Consider the following 6,000-nt stretch of genomic DNA (forward strand, 5'->3'; position numbering starts at 1 on the left):
GCTCAACGGCCGTCCGGCCGAACTCGCAGCGCCTCAACCGGCCTTACGGCGCATCAGCACCCCGCCCGCCACGGCAAGCAGCAGCCCAACTCCCGCTGCCACCAGTGCCATGGTGCGCGTCCCGGTCTCCTCCGGCGCGGCGAGCTTGGGCTTGGCGCCGGTCGGCTTGGCGAAGTGCTTCTTGTCGCCCTTGTACGCCACCGGCGCCGAGCCGGCCTTCGGCGGGTTCGCGGCGGCTCGTACGGCTGCCGCGGCGTTGATCTGGCCGGCGCCGACCAGGCTGTTGCGCCCGCCGGGAGGGTGCTGGGCGGTGTCGACCAGGATGGCCCGGGTCTGGGCGGGCGTGAGGTCCTTGTTCTTGGAGATCGTCAGCGCTGCGACACCGGAGGCCAGGGCGGTGGCCGGGGAGGTCCCGTTGACCTTGCGGTAGCCGCCGGAGGTGTCGGCGCTGGTGATGCCGACGCCGGGCGCGGCGATGGTGTTGTGGGCGCGCACGGTGGAGAACTCGGCGCGGGTACCGCCGGGTTGGGTCGCCGCCACGCTGATCACGTCCGGGTAGCCGGCGGGGAAGTTGCCGTCGTTGATCTCGTCGTCGCCGCCGGTGTTGCCCGCGGAGGCCAGGAGTACCACGCCCTTGTTGACGGCGCGGGCGGCCGCGGCCGCCTCGCGCTCGTCGAAGTCGCTGAACATGCCGCCGCCGAGGCTCAGGGAGATCACGTCGGCACCGTTGGCCACCGCCCAGTCGATGCCCTTGGCGACCGGGTTCTCCTCTTCCTGGTCTTCCAGCGACCCGTTGTCGTCGTCCTCGTCGTTGGTCACCCGCGCAGAGATGATCCGCGCCTTGGGTGCCACCTTGAGTACGTCCGAGACCATCGAGGTGCCGTGCTCGCCGTACTTCCGGTCACCGGGCTTGAGCCCGTCTGCGTCGTAGAAGTCCTTCGCGATCTTGTCGACGCTGCCCTTGAGCGCGGGGTGGTCGGGGTTGATGCCACTGTCGAGGACCGCGACGGTCACGCCCTCGCCCTGGGTGCTGCGGTGGGCGGCCGGCAGGCCGAGGGCATTCGACTCCCAGCTGGCCGGCGTCTTCTCCGCGGCCGCGGCCGGGGAGATGCCAAAACCGGCGAGCGCGACAGCCGCCACCGCTCCGGTGACAGAGGTAGTGCGCAGGAGGTGGGCACGGGTCACTTGGCATCTCCCGCCATGATGTTGGTGATGTGGGCCGAGTACAGGCTGGCCAGTTCGTCGGCGTTCGCGTTCCAGGACTCACGGTCGCTGTCCACGCCGCCGCTTATCTCCGCCCACTTGTCGGGCAGGTCACCGCCGGCGATCGCGCCGTCCACCGAGCCGATGGTGGCGCCGACCACGTACGGCATCTTCGGGGCGGGCTGGAAGGGCACCGCGAGGAGCTGACGGCCGTTGCGAGACTCCCACTTGGCGGCCAGGGTGCCGGGCACGGCGTAGGGGGCGATGGCGCCCTCGTTCTCGGCCTCGTCCTCCTCCACGAAACCCGCCAGCCGGTCCTTCGGCGGATCGTCCTCCGTGCCGCGCTCCATCACGACGAGGGCGACGGTGCTCACCATGTTTCCGGTGTGGTCGACGTAGGTGGCACGCATCACGGCCTTGCAGCCGTTCTCCTTGGCGACCTTGAGGACCTTGTTGGTCAGACCCTTGTCGCACTCGGTGTCCGGGGAGATGCCCACCCGGTTCCAAGTGGCCTGCTTCGCGTCGTAGAGCCCCACGCCTGTGTTGCCGTAGCCGCCGATGGCCTCGGGAAAGAGCTTGTCGATCGGAGTGTCTCGCCACAGGGACGGGCCGAATTTGGGGTTGCCGACGGTCTTCGGGGGCTCGCTGTACTCCAGGGCGGCCAGGCCGCCTCCGCCGCACAGGAGCAGCAGGCCGAAGACCATGAGGAGGATGCCGCCCGTCCTGCGCCCGCCGCTCCCGCCCGTTCCGCCACCGGGCGGGTGCGGCGGCCACTGGCCCTGCCCCGCCGGCGGCACACCGGGCGGCGACTGGACGGGCCACGACTGCTGCTGCGGCGGCTGTTGAGGGTATGGATGTGCGCTGCCCGAGCTGGGCGGCGGGTAGGACATCTTGGGCTTCCTTCTCCCACGGACCGAATACGCGGGAGCGACCGCGCCCCCGCACCCGGTCACATAAAGTCAAGATTCACGTCCGTGTCAAGAAAACCGAGCTCAGCGGGACTTACGGGCGTTCCGAGGCTGCGAGCGCAAGCCTCCGCTTCCTTCACCTTTCCCGCCCATGTGCCGGTTCTGGTTCTGATTCCGTTCTCTGGCGCCCGTCGCTGTAAGGGTTGCCCCGTAACTGCTGGTCGAGGCGGCGGCAAGGTGCAGAAATTCTGGAGCTGCCGCGTTCGCGGTACCGGTATCGTCCGCTCCCCCGACCCGCTGTACCCGCGGCCTACGTTCAGAGAGCGATGCAGATGACAAGCCAGCAACCAACGACGACCCTGTGGCGCCCCACCGGCCCCAAGGAGCTGGATCTGGTTCGCGAGCTGAACTGGCGCGCCTGGCCGCCCCGGCTGCCTGAGCAGCCGATCTTCTACCCGGTCCTCAACGAGGACTACGCGGTCAGGATCGCCAGGGACTGGAACGTGAAGCACGATGGCGCCGGCTTCGTCACTCGATTCGAGGTTGAGTCGGAGTTCCTGTGCCGGTATCCCGTCCGGCAGGCCGGCGGGCAGACAATCCTCGAACTCTGGGTTCCGGCGGAGGAGCTGGACGACTTCAACGCCCACATCGTCGGCGAGATCCAGGTGGTCCACGAGTTCCACTGAGGCGGGGAGGCTTGCTGGAGGACCTCCTGGTCACGGGTGCGATGATCTCGTGGTGGCTGGTGTGATCACGGCGTCGGAGCCGACCTGGATTGCCCGTTCACCGGGCTGAGCCAGCGCCGCTTCGGCAAGTTGGTGACCGTGGTGCGCCGCGAGCTCGCGGACGAGCCGCGGCGTGGACGACCCGTGGCGCCTCCCTCTGGAGGACCGCATCCTGCTGGTTGTGGCGTACTGGCGTACTAACTTGACGATGCGCCAACTCGACCCGCTGCTCGGTGTTTCCAGGTCCGCCGCCGACCAGATCACCGATCACCTCGGTCCGAAGCTCGCCCTCAGCCGCGCCAGCGGTTCCGTAAGGACACCGTGCTCAACGTGGACGGGACTCTCGTGCCCACCCGCGACCACACGGTGGCCGAGCAGTATCGAAGAACTACCCGTATTCGACCAACCAACAGGTGGTCATCGACGCCGACACCTGCCTGGTCGTGGTGGTCGGCCGACCTCCTGCCGGGCAACCGCAACGACCGCAGGGCGTGGGCGGAATCCAGCGCCAAAGCCGCCGTCGACCACACGACGACCATCGCCGACGGCGGCTATCCCGGCACCGGACTGGTCATTCCGCACCGCCGCGCGAAGGGCCAGGCCGAACTCCCGGACTGGAAGCAGCAACACAACCGCACCCACAAACGAGTACGCGCCCGCGTCGAGCACACCTTCGCACGCATGAAGGGCTGGAAGATCCCGCGGGACTGCCGCCACAAGGCGACGGCGTGCACCACGCCATGCACGGCGTCGCCCGCCTGCGTAACCTCGCGATCACCGGCTGAACGAACCACACCGGCCACGGCCAGCTCCCACTCCACCCGGCCGACAATGACTTATGGGACGACCCTAGCCGCACTACACGGCCTCGGCTGGGAGCCTCAGGTTCGCGACCACTCACCGGCCTTCACCACTACGAAGGCCTGTAGGCCTACGAGTTGCGCCAAGCAGAATAGGGCGCCTCGTCTGGACCACGCGGAGCAGATGGGTCTGCGTGACGCTCGCCTGCGTAACTCCAGACGACCGTCGGACACCCGCCAGACGTCGAGCCCCCCCAAGTCCGGTACCAGCTGTGTCCGTACGGGCCTCCGAACCTCGACCTTTTGAAACCACTGTGACAGGACACCTCATCGTCCTGCGGTCCCACACCCTCACCCCACACCCCAGACGCCCCTGCGAGCGGGCAGCGGCCAGCCACCGTCACACCGTACGCTCCGACCTGCCCAACGCCTCGGCCACTAACCAAACATGATGCGACGTCAGCTCACTCCTGGCCTCCAGATCGAGCAACCTCTGCGCCGCTGCAGCCCGGCTCACTCCTGAGGGCCGCGCCGACCGTGCGCCCTGCGCACCTGATCCGTCATCGGACACACCCCAGTACTTCCATGACATCTGCAAAGCGCTGACGGGATTCGGCATCGTGATGACACGTCAGAAATGCATCTGCTACAGCAGAGTTCACCGTTCCTCCCCGATCCCCTGGAGCCAAGCGCCCGCCGCGGCGCACGAGCGTGGACCGATGCCGGGCACTTGAAAGCGTCTTTCTGTGATACAGCCAAGGCTTGGTCGGCACCCTGCACCCGAGGTCGCCACCCTTGAAGGCGGAATGCGGCCGGGTCATTGCCTGCCCTGGCTGACGTCCCCCTGGGTGGCGGACCGGTGTGCCGATAGCCTCAAGATCATCGTTGCCCGAACGCAGACGGGGGAGTGGACGTTGTCTGGCACGACGCAGATAAGTGACCCACAGTCACTCAAGAAGGCAGGAACCGGGGCCGGTGAGCTCGCGGGGCGGATGAAGGCCATCGGCGCCTCAGCGGACACCGAGTCCCAGAACGCCGCATCGGCCATGAAGATGGACTACTGGTACGGGTCCCTGGGGGTGGCGCTCGAAGGCGCGCTGCGCACCTGGCAGTCCCAGACCGACGCCCTCGTGGGCAAGTGCCGGTCCCTGCACGACAAGTGCACCCAGACCGCCGACAACTACCTCACGACGGAGACAGCCAACGCCCAGGGCATGAACGCCATACGCCCGACCTTGAGCGACTTCGACTGAGCGGGGGACAGCCGACGTGATCAAGTACGACCAGCTGTATCACTTCAACCTCAAGGCGCTGGAGCAAGCCGCCAAGGCGTGGGGGGACATGGCATCGAAGCTCAAATCCCTCGACGGAACGGTCCCGGACGAACTCGAGAAGCCCTTCGCCGGCGCCTGCTGGGCCAGCTCCGACGGCACCTCCCAGAAGGCCGCGAAGCAGGTGAAGGACGTCGCCCAGGAGTTCAGGGACGCGCACACGGAAGCCAAGGCGATCCACTCCATCCTCGACCAGGCCCACACAGAGCTCAAAAAGTGCAAGGACGATCTGCACCGTCTCGCCGGTCCCGAAGCGGAGAGCGAAGGCCTCCGCGTGAGCTCAACCGGCGAAGTCACACCGCGAAACGACCTCGCCCAGGACCCCACGGCACGCAACGACCCCGACGGACAGCAGGCGATCAGGGGACAGCAGGAGAAGTGCGAGGAGTTCGCCACACGCATCACCAAGGTCCTGGGGCGTGCCGCTGCCGTGGACGAGCAGGCTTCCTGGGCACTCACCAGCGGAGCAGGCAAGGACGACAAGGACTTCAACCCCGCCCCCTCCAGGAGCCTCGACAAGGTCGCCGAGTACATGGAGAGCGAGAAACGCTTCAACGACGCGGAATCGTACATATTCGACGAGATGAAGCGGAACGCCAAGTCGGACACCGTGGAAAGCATTCAGATGCTGCTCCGCCCGCCCCAGTGGTACGAGTTCGGGCGTGACCCGGGCGCGGACACCAATGCGGCCCTGGCGATGTGGGCTGCCAAGGTGGCACCCCACCAGGACTGGGACCACAAACCCAAACTCCAGGACCGATACAACCTCCAAGAGGAGGACGACTTCTACTTCAAGGACCCCGAGCAGAACAAGGCCGTCTACTACGACATCTACTCCAACATCCACTACGGATACGTGGGCCGCGCGGCCGGATTCGATCACGACACACTCATCGACGGTGCATCCCTGGGCGAGACGGCTCTCACCGGTGATGACGACGCCGGCGACCAGATCACGATGCAGGTGGGCATGGAACTGCACGACAAGTACGGAGACAACCTGACACAGGAACAACTCCACGAAGGCATCCAA

At 67.0% G+C, this 6,000-nt stretch carries 6 protein-coding genes and 1 pseudogene; 5 read left to right on the forward strand and 2 right to left on the reverse strand.

Annotated elements, in window-relative coordinates; translation table 11 throughout:
- Positions 1-33 precede the first annotated feature (33 nt).
- Together QIT00_RS29800 and QIT00_RS29805 are read right to left on the reverse strand one after the other, a co-directional pair.
- On the reverse strand, positions 34-1,185 hold the full coding sequence (locus QIT00_RS29800; RefSeq protein ID WP_282538545.1) for a S8 family peptidase: 1,152 nt from the start codon (positions 1,183-1,185) through the stop codon (positions 34-36).
- Positions 1,182-2,093 (reverse strand): hypothetical protein, encoded by a 912-nt coding sequence (locus QIT00_RS29805; RefSeq protein ID WP_282538546.1) that lies wholly within the window; start codon positions 2,091-2,093, stop codon positions 1,182-1,184. The genes QIT00_RS29800 and QIT00_RS29805 overlap by 4 nt, the downstream gene beginning before the upstream one ends.
- 350 nt (positions 2,094-2,443) lie before the next feature.
- On the opposite strand from QIT00_RS29805, the gene QIT00_RS29810 reads away from it, so the two are divergent.
- The 5 genes and pseudogenes from QIT00_RS29810 to QIT00_RS29825 form a co-directional block, all read left to right on the forward strand.
- Complete coding sequence (locus QIT00_RS29810; protein WP_282538549.1) at positions 2,444-2,797, forward strand: hypothetical protein; 354 nt, start codon at positions 2,444-2,446, stop codon at positions 2,795-2,797.
- Positions 2,798-3,017: 220 nt separating this feature from the next.
- Positions 3,018-3,065: pseudogene (locus QIT00_RS39055) on the forward strand (hypothetical protein); the annotation flags it as partial.
- A 137-nt stretch (positions 3,066-3,202) separates the two neighbouring features.
- Positions 3,203-3,943 carry a transposase gene (locus tag QIT00_RS39060; RefSeq protein ID WP_408909885.1) on the forward strand — a complete coding sequence of 247 codons (741 nt, stop codon included), beginning with the start codon at positions 3,203-3,205 and terminating at the stop codon, positions 3,941-3,943.
- 607 nt (positions 3,944-4,550) lie between these two features.
- On the forward strand, positions 4,551-4,889 hold the full coding sequence (locus QIT00_RS29820; RefSeq protein WP_282538547.1) for a hypothetical protein: 339 nt from the start codon (positions 4,551-4,553) through the stop codon (positions 4,887-4,889).
- A gap of 16 nt (positions 4,890-4,905) precedes the next feature.
- On the forward strand, positions 4,906-6,000 hold a 1,095-nt coding region (locus tag QIT00_RS29825), incomplete at its 3' end, for a polymorphic toxin type 44 domain-containing protein (RefSeq protein ID WP_282538548.1).

Source organism: Streptomyces luteolus, from assembly GCF_029968015.1.
Classification (GTDB): Bacteria; Actinomycetota; Actinomycetes; order Streptomycetales; family Streptomycetaceae; genus Streptomyces; species Streptomyces luteolus.

Coding starts and splice junctions, on each gene's coding strand:
- QIT00_RS29805 (WP_282538546.1), bottom strand. CDS start 2,093: ATGTCCTACCCGCCGCCCAGCTCGGGCAGCGCACATCCATACCCTCAA.
- QIT00_RS29810 (WP_282538549.1), top strand. CDS start 2,444: ATGACAAGCCAGCAACCAACGACGACCCTGTGGCGCCCCACCGGCCCC.